Here is a 21087-nt window from a genome sequence, read left to right as displayed (position 1 = left end):
CCCTGTCAAGAGATCAGATTTTCCAGATCTTCGGCTGATAGACGTTTGAGGGCCTCCAAGGATTTAGCCAAGGCATCGTTGACCGCCTGGGTGTGCGGCTGAGCACCAGCGATCTCGGCGCAGTAGGTTTGCAGGTCGTGGGTGGTGAACAGCGCCTTGACCGCTGTTTCCAGCTTCAACTGCTCACGCAGGCGCACGGTGACCTGGGTGGCCAGCAGTGAATGCCCGCCGAGGTCGAAGAAGTTGTCGGCAAGGCCGACCTGATCGACGTGCAGCACCTCCTGCCAGATCTGCGCCACTTGCTGCTGCAGCTCACTCTGGGGTGCCAGGTAGGCCACCCGGGCGACACTCAGGTCAGGGGCTGGCAGGCGGTTGCGGTCAAGCTTGCCATTGGGGGTGTGGGGGAAGGTTGCGACGAACGTCGTCCAGGTCGGCACCATGTACTCCGGCAACGCGCTGCGCAGTTGCCGCTTCAGCGCCTCGCCCAGTGCCTCCCGCGTTTGCGCATCGTCGACCACGGCCACGTCCTGCGGCACCAGGTAAGCCACCAGCTGCTGGCCACCAGGCCCTGGCCGGGCGACTACCGCCGCTTCGCGAATGGCGGGATGACGCGCCAGTTGTGCCTCGATTTCACCGAGTTCGATACGATAGCCACGCATCTTCACTTGCTGGTCGATTCGCCCGAGGTATTCCACCACACCCTCGGCCCGGTAACGCGCCAGGTCGCCGGTGCGGTAAAGCCGTTCACCGTTCCCGGCGAACGGGTCGGGGACGAAACGCTCGGCGGTCAGCCCTGGCCGCTGGTAATACCCGCGCGCCAGCCCCGCCCCGCCAATCAGCAGCTCGCCGGCAACGCCAACAGGGACTGGCGCCAGGTCCTCACCCAGCAGGTAGAGCCGGGTATTGTCCAACGGCCTGCCTAGCAACGCCTGCGGCCTGGCGGGCTGCAAGCGGTGCAGCGCCGACCAGATGGTGGTTTCGGTCGGCCCGTACAGGTTCCACAACGGCCCGCCCAGGGCCAGCAGCCGCTGGGCCAGGTCATCGCTCAGCGCTTCGCCGCCACACAGCTTCGTGCAGCCGGCCAGCACCTCGCCGCGGCCGCTGTCTAGCAGCATGCGCCAGGTCGAAGGGGTGGCCTGCAGCACGGTCACTGACTGCTGCGCTACCAGCTCCAGCACCCGCTGCGGGTCCTGTGCGGTATCCGGACCGGCCAGGACCACGCAGGCGCCCTGCACCAGCGGCAAGTACAACTCCAGCCCGAAGATATCGAACGAGAACGTGGTCAACGACAACAGGCGATCGCCGGTAGCCAGCCCCGGCGCCTTGGCCATGCTGGCGATGAAGTTGACCAGCGCGCCGTGGGGCACCATCACCCCTTTTGGCCTGCCGGTGGAGCCCGAGGTGTAGATCATGTAGGCAAGGTGCTCGGCCGACAGCTGCGGCTGCGGGTTGTGCACACCGTAGGCTGCCACGTTGCAGCCACTGCCCAGCGGGTGCTCGGGCGCCAGCAACAGGCACTGGACCGTGGCCGGTATCGGCAGGCGTGCCTGGAGCGACGGCTGGGTCAGCAGCAGCCTGATGCCGCTGTCCTCCATCATGTAGGCCAGCCGCTCGTCCGGGTAGTGGGGGTCCAGCGGTACATAGGCACCCCCGGCCTTGAGCACGGCCAGCAAGGCGACGAGCATCTGTGGCGAGCGTTCGAGGGCCACCCCGACTTTGACGTCCGGCCCCACGCCGCCTTCGATCAGGCGCCAGGCCAGGCGGTTGGCGTGTTCGTTGAGTTGCTGGTAGCTCAGCGTCTGGTCTTCGAACTGCACCGCCGGTGCATGCGGCGTGGCATGGGCACGCTGCTCGATCAGGTGCTGGATACAGGCGTCGGCAACCGGCACCGCCGTGTCATTCCAGGCTTGCCCGATCACGTCCAGCTCGCTGTCGCTGAGCAGTGGCAACGCAGCGATTCGCTGACCCGCGTCGGCCACGATGCCGTCCAGCAATTGCAGCCAGTGCCCGGCCATGCGCGCCACGGTCGTGGCATCGAACAGATCGGTGGCGTAGTTGAGCGAGGCGCCGATCTGCCCTGGCGCTTCGAAGGTTTCCAGGGTGAGGTCAAACGGCGCGGTGCGCGTTTCACCAGGCAAAGCCTCGATACGCAGCGCTGTGTCGCTGGCAGCCTGCTGGCCATTGCCCTGGCGCTGGTGGTTGAACATGACCTGGAACAACGGGCTGTGGCTCAGGCTGCGCCCCGGCTGCAAGGCTTCGACCAGTTGTTCGAACGGCAGCTCTTGATGGGCCTGGGCGTCGCTGGCGGCCTGGCGGGCTTGCTGCAACAGCGCGCGGAAGGTCTGCTGCGGCTCGAATTGCGCGCGCAGCACCTGGGTGTTGACGAAAAACCCGATCAACCCTTCGGTTTCTACCCGGTTGCGGTTAGCGATGGGCACACCCACGCGAATGTCCTGCTGCCCGCTGTAGCGCTGCAGCAAGGCCTGGAACGCGGCCAGCAACAGCACGAACAAGGTCACCCCTTCGTGGCGGGCCAGGTCTTGCAGGCGTTGGCACAGTTCGGCCGGCAAGCTGAAGTCGTGCCGTGCGCCGCGGTAGCTCATCAGCCCCGGGCGGGGCCGATCGGTCGGCAGTTCCAGCACCGGCTGCTGGCCACCCAGTTGCGCTTGCCAATAGGCCAGCTGCCGCTCGCGCTCACCGGCCTCCATCCAGCGCCGTTGCCAGATGGCATAGTCGGCGTACTGGATGGGCAGCGGCCGAACAGCCACGGCATGCCCTTGGCAGCAGGCACTGTAACCCTGCAGCAGTTCATCGACCATGACCTTCAGCGACCAGCCGTCAGCGGCGATGTGGTGCACCACCAGGCTGAGCACATGGTCCTCGGCCGCCAGGCGCAGCAACGCCACGCGCAACACGGGGCCGTGTTGCAGGTCGAACGGCTGCTCCCGATGGGCTTCGACGAAGGCCTGAATCTGCGCCTGCTCATCGCCCACACCGCGCTCACGGCATTCGATCGCTACCGTCAGCTGTGGGGCGATTTGCTGGCGTGGGCCACCGTCGCGGCTGTCATGGGTGAACGTGGTGCGCAAGCTCTCGTGCCGCGCCAGCAGCGCATCGAAACTGCCTTGCAAGGCCTGCAGGTTCAGCGGGCCATGCAGGCGCAGGCTGACCCCGATGTTGTAGGCAGTGCCCTGAGGCTCCATCTGCCACAGGAACCATTGGCGCTCCTGGGCAAACGACAACGGCACCACGGTGGTGTCGTCGCGCACCAGCGGAATGGGCAGGTTGGCCGGGGATACGCCCTCTTCAAGCATTTTCTGCAGGTATTGGCGACGCTTTTCCAGCGGCAGATTGATGAAGCGCTGAGCAATTTTCGTGGCGACTGCGGTGTCCATCACACCTCCTCCATTTCGTCCAGCAGAGCCGACAGCTTGCTGAGTGTTTGTGTGTCCGCCGGCGCAGATGCCTGGGCCAGCTGTTCGGCGAAGCTCGCCAGGGTCGGGTGCTGGAAAATCAGTTGCGGGGTCAGGCTCAGGCCGAGTTCCAGTTGCACCCGCGATACCACGCTCACGGCCAGCAATGAATGGCCGCCCAGTTCGAAGAAGTGGTCGTCCAGGCCCACTTGCTCAAGCTTGAGCACGTCCTGCCAGATGGCTGCCAGCTGCTGTTCAAGCTCGCTGCGCGGGGCGCGATAACCGTGCTGCAACAGGCTGGCATCGGCCTTGGGCAAGGCCTTGCGGTCGAGCTTGCCGTTGGCCGTCAGCGGCCACCGGTCGAGCAGCAGCAGGTGCGCCGGGACCATGTAGTCCGGCAGCGCTTCCTTCAACTGTTCGCGCAGCTGCGCGCGCAGCCCGGCCTGCTGCTCCAGTGCTACCTCGGCAGCGGGGATCAGGTAGGCCACCAGCTGCTGGCCGGTCGCGCCTTCCTGGGCCAGCACCAGGGCCTCGCGCACCTGCGGCTGGGCCTGCAGGCGGGCTTCGATTTCCCCCAGCTCGATGCGGAAGCCGCGGATCTTCACCTGGTGGTCGATGCGCCCGGCGTATTCGATCACCCCGTCGGCGTGGTAGCGCGCCAGGTCACCGGTGCGGTACAGGCGCCCGCCAGGGGCACCGAACGGGTCCGGCACGAAGCGCGTGGCGCTCAGGTCGCTGCGCTTGAGGTAGCCGCGCGCCAGGCCAGCGCGGCCCACGTACAGCTCGCCGATGCAGCCTTTGGCTACCGGGTTCAGGTCGCCGTCGAGCACATACCAGGACAGGTCGGGGATCGGCACGCCCATCGGGCTGCTGGCCGCCTTGCCCAGGTCAGCCAGCGACAGCGGCCGGTAGCTGACATGCACGGTGGTTTCGGTGATGCCGTACATGTTCACCAGCTGCGGCTGGCGGTCGCCGAAGCGTTCGAACCACGGTGCCAGGCTGTTGACGTCCAGCGCCTCGCCCCCGAACACCACGCTGCGCAGTGCCAGTGGCCGCTGCGGCTCGGCCGTGGTGGCCACCGCCATCAGTTGCTTGAACGCCGACGGGGTCTGGTTCAGCACCGTGACCTGTTCATCGGCCAGCAACTGGTAGAAGGCCTCGGGTGAACGGCTGGTGTGCTGCGGCACAATCACCAGGCGCCCGCCGTACAGCAGGGCGCCGAAGATTTCCCACACCGAGAAGTCGAAGGCATAGGAGTGGAACAGGCTCCACACGTCGTCGCTGCCGAAGCGGAAGTCGGCGTCGGTGGCCGTGAACAGGCGCAGCACGTTGCGCTGCGGCAGCAGCACGCCCTTGGGCTTGCCGGTGGAACCGGAGGTGTAGATCACGTAGGCGAGGTTGTCCGGGCTGACCGTGACCGGCGAGCAGGCCAGCGGGTCGGCCTGGGTGCTGTCATCGTTGCTTGCCAGGCTGAGCACGCGCACGCCTGCCGGCACCGGCAGGCTGGCCAGCACCTGGGGCTGGGCCAGCACGCGCTGCAGGCCGCTGTCTTCGATCATGTAGGCCAAACGGTCGGCCGGGTAGGCCGGGTCCAGCGGCACATAGGCACCGCCAGCCTTGAGGATGGCGAAGATGCCAACGACCATGTCCAGCGAGCGCTCGGCAGCCAGGCCGACCAGCACGTCGGGCCCGACCCCGTCGTCGACCAGGCGCCGGGCCAGGGCGTTGGCACGCTGGTTGAGCTGGGCATAGCTCAGGGCCTGGCCCTCGCAGGTGACAGCGATGGCATCGGGGGTGCGCTGCACCTGGGCCTCGATGCGGCTGTGCAGGGCCTGGTCGGCCGGGTGCTCAGCGGGGGCCGGGTTCCACTGGGCGAAGGTGGCCTGCTGCTGTTGCGCATCGAGCAGCGTCAGGCTGCCCAGCGCCTGGTGCGCCGAGGCCTCGACAATCTGCTCCAGCAACTGTCGCAGGTGGCCAGCCAGTTGCTCGACCTGCACGGCAGCGAAACAGCCACGGTCGTAGCCGAAGGTCACCGACAGCGTCTCGCCCTGGTTGACCGCCAGGGTCAATGGGTAGTTGGCCTGCTCATGGTTGTGCACTGCATCGAAACGCAGCCCCTCGGGTGCCGTTTGCTGGAGGATCTCCGAGACCGGGTAGTTCTCGAACACCATGATGCTGTCGAACAGCCCCTCGCCGCCGTGACCGGCCCAGCGCTGGATCTCGAACAATGGCGTGTGTTCGTGTTCACGCAATTGCAGGTTGAGGCTTTGCAACGCTTGCAGCCATTGCACCACGGGTTGTTCCGGGCGCGGGCTGGCAACCACTGGCAAGGTGTTGATGAACAGCCCGATGTGCGCTTCGACGCCGCGCAGCTCGGCAGGACGGCCTGCTACGGTGACACCGAATGCGACCGCCGCCTGCCCGGTATAACGCTGCAACAGCAACAACCAGGCCCCTTGCATCAAGGTGTTGAGCGTGACCTTGTGCTGCCGGGCAAAATCGCTGAGCTGGCGGGTTTGCTGGCGATCACGCAGCAAGACAACCTGCCCCTGCCCGGCCACGTCGGCTTCGGCCAATGGCTGGCCGGTCGCCAGGCTGCGGCTGAGCAGTGTGGGCTGTTCCAGGTCCGCCAGGCGGGCTTTCCAGAACTGCTCGCTGGCCTGCGCATCCTGGCGCTGCAACCAGCCGATGTAATCGCGGTAGCGCCCTGCCGGCGCCGCTGGGCGAGGCTCGCCGCGGGCCTGGGCGCCGTATTGTTCGAGTACCTCCCCCAGCAGCTGCGAATAGCTCCAACCGTCCATGAGGATGTGGTGGTTGGTATCGATCAGGTGGTAGCGATCGTCGCCAATGCGGATGACCTGGATGCGTTGCAGCGGCGCCTTGCCCAGGTCGAACCCGCGCAGGCGTTCGGCGTTGGCCAACTGGTCGAGCGCGGTGGGCAGCTCCCGCCGCTCGCGCCAATCCTGGTACACCAGCGCCACGGCCAGGTGCTTGTGGATCACCTGCAACGGTTGCTGCTGGCCCTGCCACAGCACACTGGCGCGCAGCACCTCGTGACGGTCGTAGACTGCCTGCCAGGCGGCCCGCAGCCGTTCGGCATCCAGCCCCTGCACATCGGCACGCATCTGGTTGATGTAGTCACCGCTGCCCTGCTCGTACAGCGAGTGGAACAGCATGCCTTGCTGCATCGGCGACAGCGCGTAGATGTCTTCGACTTGCGCCGCCGGTACCGGCAACGCATCGAGCTGGGCCTGGCTCAGGCCCGCCAGCGGGAAGTCCGAAGGTGTCATGCCCTGTTCACCGGCCTCGTTGGCCTGCAGGCAATGCTCGACCAGGCTGCGCAGCTCGCGCCCGTAATCGTCCGCCAGGCGTTGCACGGTCTGTTCGTCAAACAGGTCGAGGCTGAACGTCCAGCCCATGCGCAGCTCGCCGCCATAGACCTGGCCATTGAGGCTGAGCCAGTTTTCCAGCGGCGCGTCAGCGCTCTGCTCGGCGCCGACGCCCAGCCGGGAAGGTTGCAGCAAGGCATCACCGGCGCCATCGAAGCTGGCGTCGAACTGCCCCAGGTAGTTGAAGGTGATGCGTGGTGTTGCCAGGCCTTGCAGGGCCTGACGCTGCTCGTCACTGCCAAGGTAACGCAGCACACCGTAACCCAGGCCTTTGTTGGGGATGGCGCGCAACTGCTCCTTGACCTGCTTGATCGACGCGCCCAGCTCGCCCTCGACGCGCAGGCACACCGGGTACAGGCTGGTGAACCAGCCGACGGTTCGGCTGAGGTCAAGGTCGGCGGACAGTTCTTCGCGGCCATGCCCTTCCAACTGAATCAGCGTCGCGGCCTGGCCGCTCCAGCGACCCACCACGCGCGCCAGCGCAGTCAGCAGCAAGTCGTTGACCTGAGTACGATAGGTGGCCGGAGCCTCTTGCAGAAACTGCCGGGTCACTTCGCGGTCAAGTTGCGTGCTGACCGTGCGCGCACGTCGGCGTTGTTGCCCGGCGCCCGGGTGGTCGCAGGGCAGCTCGGCGTGGTCGTGCTGCAACTGCGCCTGCCAGTACGCCAGCTCGCTGCCAAGCCCTGCGCTGCCAGCATAGGCTTGCAACTGCCCGGCCCAGTCCCTGAGCGAACTGGTCTTGGCCGGCAGCACCACCGTTTGGCCCGCCACGCATTGACGATAGGCACGCTGCAAGTCTTCCAGCAGAATTCGCCAGGACACCCCGTCGACCAACAGGTGATGGATCACCAGCAACAAGCGCTGGCACTCGCCCGGTTGCGTTACCAGCACCGCACGCACCAGGTCGCCACTGCCCAGGCACAGGCTGGCCTGGGCCTGGTCGCACAGTGCCTCCAGCGCCTGCGCATCGGCACAGTCACGCTGCCACAACAGCGCGTGGCGCACGTGCGCTTCGCCGAAGCTGGCGCGCCAGCCCTGTTCGCTTTGGTCGAACTTCAGGCGCAAGCCGTCATGGTGTACCACCAACTGGTGCAGGGCGTGTTCCAGCCGGTCGGCATCCAGCGGCTGCAGGGCGTCCAGCAGCACCGACTGGTTCCAGTGATGGCGCTCGGGAATAGCCAGCGCGAAGAATTCGGCCTGGGCCGGCAGCAGGTGCAGCTCACCGCTGACCGGGCCCTGGTCGATCTGCTGCTGAGCGGCACCCCGCCGAGCGACACGCGCCAGGCCCTGCACCGTCTGCTGCTCGAAAACATCCTTGGGGCTGAAGGCGATGCCGGCCTGGCGGGCGCGCCCGACCACCTGGATGGAAACGATCGAATCGCCACCCAGTTCAAAGAAGTTGTCGTCCAGCCCCACCTGCTCAAGCTTGAGCACGTCCTGCCAGATCGCGGCCAGCTGCTGCTCCAGTTCACTGCGCGGGGCAACATAGGCCTGGCGTGCCTGACTCATGTCCGGCAGCGGCAGCGCCTTGCGGTCTACCTTGCCGTTCGGCGTCAGCGGCAGGCGCGCCATCAGCACCCAGTGCACGGGTACCATGTAGTCGGGCAGACGGGTTTTCAGGCTGGCTTTGAGCTGTTGCTTGAGCGCGTCGGCAGCCACAGCGTCATCCGCCACACAATAGGCCACCAACTGCGGCCCGTTGGCGCCGGGCTGGGCCATCACCACCGCCTCGCGTACCTGATCGCTGTCGAGCAACGCGGCTTCGATTTCGCCCAGCTCGATACGGAAACCGCGGATCTTGACCTGGTGATCGACCCGGCCGACGTATTCCAGCACGCCGTCGGCACGGCGCCGGGCCAGGTCGCCAGTGCGGTACAGGCGCTCGCCGGGCGCCCCGCAAGGGTGCGGAATAAAGGCCTGGGCAGTACGCAGTGGGTCGCCGACATAGCCACGGCCCACGCCGGTTCCTGCCACGCACAGCTCTCCGGTGACGCCCAGCGGCGCCAGCTCCAGCGCGGCGTCCAGCACATACAGGCGGTTGTTGTCGGTGGGGCTGCCAATGGGCAGGTACACGCCTTGCGTGCTCGCCAGGTCGACGCGGAAGAACGCCACGTCATCGGAACATTCGGCCGGCCCATAGGCATTGACCAGCCCGACATCGGGATAGCGCTGCAACCATTGACGAGCGAGCTCCGGCGCCAGCGCTTCGCCAGTGGGCAGCATCCAGCGCAGCGACGGCACGGCAATGGCCGGGGCCTGGAACATACCCTGGATCAACGACGGCACACTCTCGAGCACACTGATGCGCTGCTCGCGCACGTGCTGCAGCAAGGCTTCGGGATCATGGGCCAGTTCGTTTGGCACAATCTGCACACAGCCGCCAAACAGTGGCGCTGCAAGGAACTGCCACACGGAGATGTCGAAGCTCTGCGACGCAGTCTGGGCGATCACGTCGTCCGGCCCCAGGCCCAGGTAAGGCACCTTGCTCAGTTGGTTGTTGAGCATGCCCGCCTGCTCGACCATCACCCCTTTGGGCTGCCCAGTCGAGCCCGAGGTGTAGATCACGTACGCCAGGTGCTGCGGGCCACTGTAGCGCTGCGGATCGTGCTCGGCGCTGCCAGGCCGGTCGAGGGTTTCCAGCACCAGCAGCTGCGGCCGCCGTGCTTCGTCCAGTGCGTCCAGCAAGGCCTCGGCCTGCGCCTGGCACGCCTCGGTGCAGAGCAGCACCGGGGTGCGGCTCAAGGCGACAATATGGCTCAGGCGTTGTTGTGGCAGGCCAGGGTCCAGTGGCAGGTAGCCGGCGGCGGCCTTGAAGGTGCCCACCATCATGCCCAGCAGCTCAAGGCTGCGCTGCGCCAGCAATGCCACTGGCTGGTCAGGCCCGACCCCCAGCGCAATCAGCCCATGGGCCACACGGTTGGCACAGCGGTTGAGCTCGCTGTAGCTGTACTGCCGGTCGCCGCAGCGCGCAACGACCGCCTGCGGGGTACGGGCCACCTGCGCTTCGAACAGCTCGGCATAACTGTGCTGCAGCGGGTAATCGGCAGCCGTTTGGTTGACGTGCTGCAACAGCCCTTCGCGGGTGGCAGGGGCTACCAGGCAGAACGCGCCCAGGCAGCTGTCCAGCGGCAAGCTCAGGCACTGCTGCAGCACATGCTGGAAGTTGTCCGCCAGCGCAGCCAGCGCCGGGCGCTGCAGATGCTCCAGCGCATGGCTGTAGTGCAACTGCAAGGTCTGCCCTTGGCTGATCGACAAGGTCAGCGGGTAATGCGTCTGTTCGCGGCTGTAGACCTCGCCGAAGCTCAAGCCTGCCGGGGCACCCTGCTGCAGTGCTTCGGAAACGGGGTAGTTCTCGAAGACGAGGATGTTGTCGAACAGGGCCTCGCCGCCCTGCCCGCTCCAGCGCTGGATGTCGAACAGCGGAGTGTGTTCGAACTCGCGCATGGCCACGTTCTGCGCCTGCAGCTGCTGCAGGAATTGCGCGAACGGCAGCTGCGGGGCCGGGCTGGCAGTGACCGGCAAGGTGTTGATGAACAGGCCCACCTGCTGCTCGATGCCCTTGAGCGCCGCCGGGCGCCCGGCAACCGTGGCCCCGAACGTGACGCTGTCCTGCCCGGTATAGCGTTGCAGCAGCAACAGCCAGGCACCCTGCAGCAAGGTGTTGAGGGTGACCTTGTGTTGGCGCGCCAGTGCCACCAGCTGCCCGGTGGTGGCGGCATCGATCACCTGCACATGCTCGGCGTAGCCCTGCCCGGCTTCGGCCTGGGCCTCGTAGGCAATGGCCTGCGCCAGGCGGGTGGGCCCTTGCAGGTCGCGCAGACAGTCTTTCCAGAACGCTTCACCGGCAGCGGCGTCCTGCCGGCCCAGCCAGCCGATGTAATCGCTGTAGCGGCTGGTGACCGGTGGCAATGCCGAGGGCTGACCGTCGCCCAGCAGGGCGTACTGGTGCAGCACTTCGCCCAACAGCTGGGAGTTGCTCCAGCCATCCATGAGGATGTGATGGCTGGTATAGAGCAAGTGCTGTCGGGCCGGACCGGTGCGCACCAGCGCCAGGCGCAGCAACGGCGCCTGGCTGAGGTCGAAGCCCTGCTGGCGCTGGTCGAGTGCCAGTTGCTCGAGGGCAGCCTCAAGGCCTTCGCGCCCCTGCCAGTCGTGCACCACGAACGGCAGTTCAACGTGTTTGCGTACCACCTGCAGGGCCTGCTCGTGTTCCCAGTGGAACTGCGTGCGCAAGATATCGTGGCGCTGCAGTACAGCCTCCCAGGCACGGCGGAAACGCTCGACATCCAGGCCGTCGACATCGACGCGCATCTGGTTCACGTAATCCCCCGCCTGCTGCTCGTACAAGGCGTGGAACAGCATGCCCTGCTGCATCGGCGCCAGCGGATAGAGGTCGGCGATCTCGGCCGCGGGCACTGGCAGTTGGTCCAGCTGGGTCTGCGACAGGCGCGCCAGCGGGAAGTCGGACGGCGTTACACCGCACACCCCCGGTGTGCAGCAGTGCTCGATCAACGCCTGCAACTCGCGGGTGTAATCTGCGGCCAGGCGCTCAAGGGTGGCGCTATCGAACAGCTCGCGGCTGAACGTCCAGCCCAGGCTCAGCTCACCGCCGTACACCTGGCCATTGAGGCTCAACAGGTTGCCCAGCGGCGCCTGCGCGTCGTGATCGGCGCCCTTGTCTTCCTTGGCCGGCACGAACAGCGCTTCGGCCTGATCGAAGCTGCCATCGAACTGGCCCAAGTAGTTGAAGGTGATTTCCGGCAGCGGTGCATGGCCCAGTTGCTGGCGCGCCTCGGCGCTGCCCCATTGGCCCAGCACCCCGAAACCGATGCCGTTGTCGGGAATGCTGTGCAGGTGCTGCTTGACCTGCTTCAAGGTGTGGGAAAGCTCACTGGGCACCGCCAGCGTCAGCGGGAACACCGTGGTGAACCAGCCGAGCGTGCGGCTGAGGTCCAGGTCGTCGAACAGTGCTTCACGGCCATGACCTTCCAGCAGCACCGACACTTCGTCGCGCCCGGTCCAGCCTGCAATCACCCGCACCAAGGCTGCCAGCAGCAGGTCGTTGACCCGTGTGCGGTAGGCGGCCGGCGCCTCGCGCAGCAGCCGCTCGGTCCATGCCCGGTCCAGGCGGCTGTAAACCGTGTGGGCGTGGCACTGCTGATTGGCTGCGGCCAGGTCGCTGACCTGCCGACGTGGCAGTGCGGCGCGCCCCTGCAACTGCTCGCACCAGTAGCCAAGCTGGCCCTGCATGTGCGCTGCATGCCCCCACAAGCGCTTGGCCCATGCCTGCATGGAATGGCTCTTGGCGGGCAGGTTCGGCTGGTTACCCGCAAGCACGGCAGCGTAGGCCTGTTGCAGGTCCTCCAGCAGGATGCGCCATGACACCCCATCCACCACCAGGTGATGAACGACCAACAGCAAGCGCTGGCTGCCGTCCGCCAGCGTTGCCAGCAAGGCACGCAGCAATGGCCCGTTTTCCAGGTCAAGGCTGCGCTGCGCCTGCTCTACCAAGCTTTGCAACGTACCTTCGTCGGCCACCGCGGCCTGCCATAGCAGCGCCGCCTGGGCGCACTGGGCAGGGCTGCGGTAGCGCGCCTTCCAGCTGTCATCGGCGGGCGCAAAGCTCAGGCGCAAGGCATCATGGTGCTCGACCAGGGCGTGCAGGGCCTGGTCCAGGTCAGCAGCGTTCAAAGGCTGCCGTGGTTCAAGCAGGATCGACTGGTTCCAGTGGTGACGTGCCGGAATCTCCTGGGCAAAGAACAGCTGGTGCACCGGTAGCAGCACCTGCTCGCCACTGAGCGGCCCCTGGTCGGCTTGCACCTCGCATGCGCCGACCTGGGCAACGCTGGCCAGTGCGGCCACGGTCTGATGCTCGAACAGATCACGGACACTGAACAGCAGGCCGTCCTGCCGCGCCCGACTGACCAGCTGGATCGAGATGATCGAGTCGCCCCCGAGCTCGAAGAAGTTGTCACTCACGCCCACCTGCGGCAGCTTCAGCACGCGCTGCCACAACGCGGCAAGACGTTGCTCCAGGGCATTGCGTGGCGCCACGTAGGCCTGCTGCAGGGCGCTGAAGTCGGGTGCCGGCAGTGCTTTGCGGTCGAGCTTGCCGTTGGGCAGCAACGGCAGTTGCTCCAGCACCAGCCAGTGGGTCGGCAGCATGTAGTCCGGCAGGCTCTGGCGCAGCGCCGCCTTCAGCTGCTCGCGCTGCTCGGCCGGCCCGTGTGCGGCAATGCTATCGGCCAGCACCAGGTAAGCCGCCAGCTGCTTGCCGCTTGGGCCGTCGACGGCTACCACCACGGCCTCGCGCACCTCGGCGCAGGCCAGCAGGCACGCCTCGATTTCGCCCAGTTCGACACGGAAGCCGCGGATTTTTACCTGGTTATCGATCCGCCCCAGGTAATCGAACTGCCCGTCGGCGCGCAGGCGAACCTGGTCACCGGTGCGGTACAGGCGCGCACCCTCGGTGCCAAACGGGTCGGGCACGAAGCGCTCGGCCGTCAGCCCCGGGCGCCCCAGGTAGCCGCGGGCCAGGCCGGCACCGCCCAGGTACAGCTGCCCGGCCACGCCTGCTGGCAGCAGGCCCAGGGCGGCGTCCAGCACACACGCACTGCGCTCGCCGACAGGCTGGCCGATCGGTGCATAGGCGCTGTCGCAATGATCCCCGGCGCGGGTACGCCAGACCATCGGCGTGACCACGGTCTCGGTGGGGCCATACCCATTGATCATCACCTGGGGTTGCAGGCTTTGCTGCACCCGCTCGTAAGTCGCCCGCGGCATGGCATCGCCGCCAAAGCTGTAAAGACGAACCGGTGGAGGGTTACCGGCATGCGCCGCATGCTCGGCCAGCTGTTGCAGGTAGGCCGGCGGGAATCCGGCCATGGTCACCCCATGCCGGCGTATCTCCTCGTAGGTGCGCTCGGGGCTCCACAGCTCATCGTCGCGCAGCAGCAGGCTGCCACCCATGACCAGCGAGGTCAGCCAGCGTTCATGAGCACCGTCGAAGGCAAACGACAGGAAATGCAGCTCACGGTCCGCCGGGGTCATTTCGTACCATTGGCCAGTGGCCAGGCAGTGCATGGCCAGCGGCCCGTGTGCGACCGCAACGCCTTTGGGCTGGCCGGTAGAACCCGAGGTGTAGATCACGTAGGCCAGGTTTTGCGGGTTCAATGCCACGGTGGGTGCATGGTCGGCGCCCGGCTGCTCAACCCGTTGGTCGAGCAGCAGCGTACGCATGCCGGCCTGCACGTCCAGGCCCGGCAGCACCCGGCTGTGACTGAGCAACAGGTCGATGCCGCTGTCCTGCATCATGTAGGCCAGGCGCTCTGCCGGGTACTGGGGGTCCAGCGGCAGGAACGCGCCCCCGGCCTTGAGAATGCCCAGCAAACCGACAACCATGTCGAGCGAACGCTCCAGGGCGATGCCCACCAGCACGTCGGGGCCGACACCCAGCGCCCGCAGGCGGTGTGCCAGCTGGTTGGCCCGGGCCTCAAGCTGGCCGTAGCTCAGTTGCTGGTCGCCGATCAGCAGCGCTACCGCTTGCGGTTGGCGCCGGGCCTGCTCGGCAATCAGCTGGTGAACCGCCGCCGGCGCGGCCGCGAGCCCCGCCTGTTGCCAGCCCTGCAACAGTGCCGCCTGCTCCTGGGGCGCCAACAACGGCAGCTCGCCGACAGCCTGGGCTGGGTCGGCAGCAAGGCCGCGCAGCAAGTTGCACCAGTGCTCAGCCATGCGTTGCAGGGTAGCGGCTTCGAACAGCTCGGCAGCGTAGAGGAACGACACGTTGATCGCCGCGTCGGTCTCCAGCGTTTCCAGGGTCAGGTCGAATTGCGCGGTGCCACCCTGCAGGGTCATTTCCTCGGCATGCAAACCTGCCAGGCTGGTGCTGCCAACCTGCTGGCCGGCAATGCTGAGGTGGTTGTACATCACCTGGAACAGCGGGTTGCGGTCCAGCGAGCGTTGCGGGTTCAAGGCCTCGACCAGGCGGTCGAACGGCAGGTCCTGATGCGCCTGGCCGGCCAGCGCCGTGGCCTTGACCTGGCTGAGCAGCGCCGCGCCGCTCATGGCCGGGTCGACTTCGACGCGCATGACCAAGGTATTGACGAAAAAGCCCAGGACGTTTTCCAGCTCTTGCCGGCTGCGGTTGCTCACCGGTATGCCGATGCGCACATCGGGTTGTTCGCAGTAGCGTTGCAACAACAGGGCAAAAGCCCCGAGGAACAGCTGGAACAGGGTCAGCTCATGCTCACGCGCCAACTGCCGCAAGCGCTGCGCCAGTTCGCTGTCCAGGGCGAACGCGACGCGCCCCAGCCGGTGGTCTTTCAGCGCGCTGCGCGGGTGGTCGATTGGCAGTTCCAGGATGGGCTGCTCGCTTCCCAGCTGCCCGCGCCAGTAGTCCAGCTGGCGCTGGAGCTCGCCCTGGTCGAGCCAGTGCTTGTGCCAGGCGGCGTAATCGGCGTACTGGATCGGCAGCCTGGCCAATGCCGGCGCCTCGCCCCGGTGCAAGGCCTGGTACAGGGCAACGAACTCACGCACCATCACGCTCATCGAACCACCATCGGAAATGATGTGGTGCAAGGTGACCACCAGCAACTGGTCCTGCTCGCCCAACTGCAGCACCTTGGCGCGCCACAACGGGCCGGTGCCCAGGTCGAACAGCCGCTGGGTCTCGGCCAGTACCTGAGCCTGTATGTGTGCCAGCTCGGCCGTTGCCGGCAGTCGGTCCCAGGTTAGCGGTAATTCACCCGCAGGCTGAATGCGCTGCAGCAACACGCCATCGCGCTCGACGAACGTCGTGCGGAAGGCTTCATGGCGTTCGCAGAGGATCGCGAAGGCCTGGGTCAATGCGGCGCGATCCAGTTCGCCACGCAGGCGCACGACCATAGGTGTGTGGTAGGCGGTGCTGTGCGGCTGCATCTGCCAGAACAGCCATTGCCGCTGCTGGGCATGCGACGCGACCAGGGGCTGGTCACGCGGCACCGCGGCGATCGGCTCGACGTGCTGCGCGCCAGCGCCCAGTACCTGTTCGGCAAAGCCCTGTAGCGAGTTGCTTTCGAAAAGGCTGCGCAACGGTACGTCACGCCCCAGGATGCGCCGGACCCGGGCGATGATCTGCGTCGCCAGCAGGGAATGCCCACCCAGGGCGAAGAAGTTGTCGTCAAGCCCGACCTGGGCAACGTTCAGCACGTCCTGCCAGATCAGCGCCAGCTGCTGCTGCAAGGTGGTCTGCGGGGCACGGTAGGCCTGTGCCGGGCCTTCGTCAGGCACCGGCAAGGCACGTAAATCGAGCTTGCCGTTGAGTGTCAGTGGCATGCCGGGCAATGCCATGAAGCGGCTCGGCAGCATGTAGTCCGGCAACTGCCTGGCCAGCGCCGCTTGTACGTCGGCAAGCACCTGCGGGGCGTCGGCCTGGCTGTCGGGCACCACGTAGGCAACGATACGGGCCGCGCTGCCGGTGCCGTGGATAACGGCCACGGCGTCGTGCACACGGGGCTGGCGCTTGAGGGTGTCGGTGATTTCACCCAGTTCGATGCGGTAACCGCGAATCTTCACCTGATGGTCGACCCGCCCCAGGTAATCGACCTGGCCGTTCGCCAACTGCCGCGCCAGATCGCCGGTACGGTACACCCGGCTACCGGCGGCCCCGAACGGGTTGGGCACGAAGCGTTCGGCGGTCATCGCCGCGCGGCGGTGATAGCCTCGCGCCACCCCTGCACCGGCAAGATACAGTTCGCCCTGGCAACCGGTGCTCAGCGGTTGCAGCGAAGCGTCCAGCACATAAGCCTGCATGTTGGCCAACGGCCGCCCAAGCGGCGCACGCCCCGTCGCCGGTGGCGCCTCGACCGCATCAGCGAGCGCGCCCACGGTGGTTTCGGTTGGGCCGTAATGGTTGAACAGCGTGCAGTGCGGGGCCAGCTGCGCCAGTTGCGCCATCAGCCCGGCGGGGCAAGCCTCGCCGCCCAGCACCAGCGCACGCTGCGGCAGTGCCCGGGCCGGGTGCGGGCCATCGAGCAATGCCTGCAGGTGGGAAGGGACAATTTTCAGCACGTCCACGGCGTGTGCGTGCATGTAGGCGGCGAAACGCTCGGCGTCCAGGCTGATGTCCAGGGCAATCACATGCAGGCAGCTGCCGCTGCACAGTGCGCCGAACAGGGTGGTATGACCAAGGTCGGCCGCCAGCGTGGAAACCACCGCCATGCTCGCGACCCGGCCCAGCGCCAGGCGCTGCAAGGCCGCCTGCACGTAGTTGGCCAGGGCGCCATGGCTGATGGTGACACCCTTCGAACGCCCGGTAGAGCCCGAGGTATAGATGACATAGGCCAGGTTATCGGCATTCAGCTGTGCAGGCGGAGCCGTCGTACTGAAGCGCGCCAGCTCCTCTGCTGCCTGGTCGAGCACCAGGTAGCGCACTTGTGTGTCCTGCGGTAGACGGGGCAGCAGCGCCTGCTGGGTCAGCAGCAGTTGAACACCGCTGTCGTCGAGCATGTAGGCAAGCCGCTCTTGCGGGTATTCGGGGTCGAACGGCACATAGGCACCGCCGGCCTTGAGGATGGCCAGCAGGCCAACGATCATCTCCACCGACCGTTCGACTGCAATACCCACCCGTACTTCAGGCCCGACGCCCCACTCGATCAGTTGGTGTGCCAGCCGGTTGGCATCGGCATCGAGTTCGGCATAGCTCAGCTGCCGGTCGCCGAACACCAGTGCCGGGGCCTGCGGCTGCTGCGCCACCTGCGCGGCGAACAGCGCAAGTATGTTGTCGACGGCGAACTCGTTGGCGGCCGGTTGGCTGGCCTGCAGCAGCCGCTGCCGCTCGCCGGCACCCAGCAGCGGTAAATCGCCGATGGCCGCCAGCGGGTCGGCGGCCATGGCCTGCAACAGGTTCAGCCAATGGCTCGCCATACGTTCGATGGTGGCCGGGGCGAACAATTCGCGGGCATAGGTGAAGGCGGCCTGCACCTGGCCATCGCGCTCCACGGTATCGAGGGTGAGCTCGAACTGGACACTGCGCTCGTGGCGCTCCAGCACGTGCAGCTCAAGGCCTGATTCGCTGCGCAAGGCGCCGATGTCGGCGACGTTCGCCTGATGGTTGTGCAACACCTGGAACAACGGCGTATGGCTGAGGCTGCGCTCGACTTGCAGGCCTTCGACCAAACGCTCGAACGGCAAATCCTGGTGGCTCTGGGCCGCGCGGGTGGTTTCGCGGATATCGGCCAGCAATTGGGCGACGGACATCTGCGGGTCGAGCTCGGTGCGCAACACCTGGGTGTTGACGAATACGCCAATCAGCCCCTCGACTTCTTCGCGATTGCGGTTGGCGACCGGCACCCCGACACGGATGTCCTGCAGGCCACTGTAATGTTGCAAAAGCAGCTTGAAACCGGCCAACAGCACACTGAACAAGGTGACCCCTTGCTGACGCGCCAGGCCCGCCAGGCGCTCGCTCAGGCCCTGTGGCACCGCGATGGGCAGGCGCTGGCCCTGGCGGCTGGCATGCCGCGGGCGCGGGTAGTCGGCAGGCAACTGCAATACCGGGTGCTGGTCGCCCAGCTTGGCCTGCCAGTAAGCCAGCTGTCGCGCCTGCTCCCCGGCCTCCAGCCAACGCCGCTGCCACAGCGCATAGTCACTGTACTGGATCGGCAACTCAGGCAGCACCGGCACCTGCCCGCGAACCAAGGCGTCGTAGCCGTGGACGAATTCCTGGATGAGCACGTTCATCGACCAGCCGTCGGCGACGATATGGTGCAGGGTCAACAGCAGCACATGCTCCTGTGCCGCCAGCTTCAACAAGCGTACGCGAAACAGCGGGCCCTGCTGGAGGTCGAAGGGCAAACCGGCTTCGTCCCGCACCGCCTGCGCGACGGCGGCGTCGCGGGCTTCGGCGGCCAGCGCCTGAAGGTCGTGTTCTTCAATGACGATGGCCGCTGGCTGCACCACTTGCACCACGTCGTCACCCTGGGTCTGGAACACAGTACGCAGGGCCTGGTGACGCTGCAGTACCTGCTCGAACGCGCGCTGTACCGCCGAGGTGTCCAGCGCCCCTTTCAGCACCACCGCACTGGGCAGGTTGTAGGCGGCACCGTGTGGGTCCAGTTGCCACAGAAACCACATGCGCTGCTGGGCATAGGACAGTGCATGGCGATCGTCGACGGCGACGTCTGCAGGGATCGGAAATTGTGAAAAGTCGATACCCTCGCTGGCCAGGGTTTCGAGAAACAGCCGCCGCTTTTCCACCGGCAGCTCAATGAAACGGCGGGCGAGCTTCAGGGACTTCTCAACATTCATCGGGTTTCATCCGTGCACATGGGTTTCGAGTAACAACTCGGCTATCCCTACGAAACGGATGGAACACCGGGAAAATTAACCCGTCACGGCCACCGGCAAAGGCAGGCTCAGCGGGGGCCTGGGGTTCGCCATGACAGACGGTTTTCCGGTTTGCCTGCCCTCGCGCGTCATAAGGGTACCGGCGGGATTTTCCTCATACCGCGAGGGATCGACGCGCAAGCCCCCCAAACCACAAGGCACCGGCCCCTATGTCCAAAAAGTCACGCTCGAAACTCTGGTTCCTGGTTCACAGCTGGCTGGCCCTGCCCATCTGGTTCTTCGTGCTGATCGTCTGCTTCACCGGCACCCTGGCAGTGGTCAGCCAAGAGCTGGTGTGGCTGGCCAAACCGGAGATACGCGCGGCGAAGCCGAGCGATGATGCGCCACTGCTGACTTACGACCAGGTGCTCAAGGCCCTGCGTGAAGCCCGCCCCGATCTGGATGTGCAATACATCATGCGCCCGGACGAGTCGCACTTCGCGCTGCAGGTGCAGGTGGTGCAACCGGACAACACCACCCAGAACCTCTACGTGAACCCCTATACAGGCAAGATCCAGGGCATCAGCCCTTCCTTCGACTTCCGCCAGTTCACTCGCGCCTTGCATGGCTGGTGGCTGGTACCTTTCGGCAACGGCTACCCGTGGGGGTGGTACCTGGTCTCGCTGCTGGGCTTGCCGATGCTTGCCTCGCTGGTCACCGGCCTGGTCGTCTACAAGCGCTTCTGGAAAGGCTTTCTGAAACCTACCCTGCGCTTTCGCCAAGGTGCGCGCATCTTCTGGGGTGACTTCCATCGCCTGAGCGGTATCTGGTCGATCTGGTTCATTGCCGTGATCGCGATCACCGGCACCTGGTTCCTGATCCAGGCGTTGCTGGCCGACAACCACATCTCGATCTCAAGCCGCGACGTCCCCGCCGTGGTGGCCCGCGAGGACGTACCGCTGCTGCAGGCTGGCGAAGCGCCCCGGCTGGTCAGCCTGGAGCATGCCATCGAAACGGTGAAGGCGCAGATCCCCGGCTTCGAGGCATCCTTCGTGCGCCTGCCCGGCAATGCCTATGACACCTTCAACATCCGTGGCCGCGGCTGGTACCCGCTGATGTTCCAAAGCGCCAGCATCAACCCGTACACAGGCGTGGTCGCCACCTCGCACACCCTGGATGATCGCACGTCGCTGGAGTTCGTCACCGAATCCATGCGCCCGTTGCACACAGGCGACTTCGGCGGGCTGTGGGTCAAGATGATCTGGTTCGTTTTTGGCCTGGTGCTGACCTTGATGGTGCTCAGCGGCCTGTTGATCTGGAGCAAGCGCACCGCACAGGCCACTGCAGCCGCACTGAAACGCAAGCCGCGCAGCGCACCAACGGCCAACGCCGCGCAAGACGCCCACCTGCCGGAGACCGCCCGATGAGCCGAGCCACCACCACCGACGCACCTTCGGCCTCACGCCGCCTGTGGCTGAAATGGCGCTTTCACCTGAACATCCTGCTGATACTCATCCCCTTGGGGTTCATGCCCAGGTATTTTGCCGACCAGGCGTTGTTCAAAGGTGAAGCCGGGCTGGGTGAGCGTGAGGCGGGTGTGGTCGCAGTGGGCCCATGGAGCCTGCGCCTGGCCGAATTCCGTGCGTCGGCGCCCCGCCAGGAAGGCCCGGCCGGGTATTTCAAGAGTTTCAGTGCGGCGCTGTGCAACCACTGTATCGGCGAAGTGAAGGCCACCTACCTGCGGGTGGGTAAGCCACGCAGCCTGCGCGCGGCCGGGAGCATCTTCTTCGGTTCACCCTACAGCATGGGCGCTTCCGTCCCGGTTCCGGCCAAGACCCGACCCAACGCTGAATTGTGGATCACCATGGAAGGCTGGGATGGCAGCGTGCACCAGGCTTCGATTCCCCTCAGCCAGGCCTCGCCGGCGACAGTTGCCTGGCTGCAGGCGCAGGTTGGCAGCCGCTAGACAACCCGGCGGCGCC

At 66.2% G+C, this 21087-nt stretch carries 4 protein-coding genes; 2 read left to right on the top strand and 2 right to left on the bottom strand.

Translation table 11 applies throughout. The features are described 5' to 3' along the window. Positions 1 to 5 precede the first annotated feature (5 nt). A complete protein-coding gene (locus tag REH59_RS08815) occupies positions 6 to 3395 on the bottom strand; it encodes a non-ribosomal peptide synthetase (RefSeq protein WP_014859541.1) in 3390 nt (1129 codons plus the stop codon). Then, positions 3395 to 19087: a non-ribosomal peptide synthase/polyketide synthase gene (locus REH59_RS08810; RefSeq protein ID WP_265536622.1), complete on the bottom strand. Its 15693-nt coding sequence runs from the start codon at positions 19085 to 19087 to the stop codon at positions 3395 to 3397. Before REH59_RS08810 ends, REH59_RS08815 begins: the two co-directional genes overlap by 1 nt. Positions 19088 to 19335: 248 nt before the next feature. On the opposite strand from REH59_RS08810, the gene REH59_RS08805 reads away from it, so the two are divergent. Together REH59_RS08805 and REH59_RS08800 are read left to right on the top strand one after the other, a co-directional pair. After that, positions 19336 to 20532, top strand: coding sequence for a PepSY-associated TM helix domain-containing protein (locus tag REH59_RS08805; protein WP_003254197.1), 1197 nt, complete (start codon positions 19336 to 19338; stop codon positions 20530 to 20532). Then, positions 20529 to 21071, top strand: a complete 543-nt coding sequence (locus tag REH59_RS08800; protein WP_004573639.1) for a hypothetical protein — start codon at positions 20529 to 20531, stop codon at positions 21069 to 21071. Before REH59_RS08805 ends, REH59_RS08800 begins: the two co-directional genes overlap by 4 nt. Positions 21072 to 21087: the final 16 nt, after the last annotated feature.

It is taken from the genome of Pseudomonas sp. BO3-4 (genome assembly GCF_034044115.1).
Taxonomy (GTDB): domain Bacteria; phylum Pseudomonadota; class Gammaproteobacteria; order Pseudomonadales; family Pseudomonadaceae; genus Aquipseudomonas; species Aquipseudomonas alloputida.
This window is presented reverse-complemented; position numbering and strand designations above follow the sequence as displayed.